The sequence below is a fragment of the Arthrobacter sp. TJ-236 genome (assembly GCF_058269235.1).
This window is the reverse complement of sequence record NZ_JBZCNI010000018.1, coordinates 1-608: the sequence shown is the minus strand read 5'-3', so window position 1 is coordinate 608 and position 608 is coordinate 1. Positions and strand designations below refer to the sequence as shown.

The following is a 608-nucleotide window of genomic DNA, read 5'->3' as shown; positions in this document are numbered from 1 at the left end:
GAGCCGAGCATGATCGCCCGACCCTTGGGCATCGCCGCGAGATCCGCGACGGACAGGATGTCGTCGGTGGAATCCTGACGGCTCGTGGACCGGGAGTCCTTCTGCCTCGAGGTCGACACCGACGTGTACCGGTACTGACCCACGAGCTCGGAGAGCATCTTCAGGAAGCCCTCCTCCTTCACGTTCCCGCCGTAGGTGAAGACGTTGGCCGTGGAGAACAGCTTCTTCATGCCCGACTCGTCCCAGACGTCAACTCCTTGGGACCAGGATTGTAGGAATGTAGAAACCACGATTCCTCGAGAACCGTAATGGCTGTACAGGTTCGGCAGGTTCCCCCACCGGCATACGTTCGCGGCCTCATCGAGGACGCACAGCATGGGAACAGCGAGCCTGCCGCCGGGTTGGGTGGCTGCGTACTCCTCGGCCGCGGTGGCCGTGGCCACCGTCAGCGACGTCACCAACGGTCCGGCGGTGCCAGCACCTTCTTTGGAGAGCGCATAGAGGGTGTGCTTGCCCTTGATGAAGTCCTCGGGTGTGAACTGCGGCCGCGGATCGTCCGGGCCGGTGGGGTTCACCCACGGCGCGATCTTCTCGTTCTTCAGGCACGT

The 608-nt window shown here is 63.3% G+C and carries 1 protein-coding gene; it reads right to left on the bottom strand.

Annotation, left to right across the window (positions count from 1 at the left end; all coding sequences use genetic code 11):
* Nucleotides 1–608, bottom strand: a 608-nt coding sequence (locus AC4D16_RS16980; protein ID WP_490955864.1) for a type IV secretory system conjugative DNA transfer family protein, incomplete at both ends; no start/stop codon positions are given.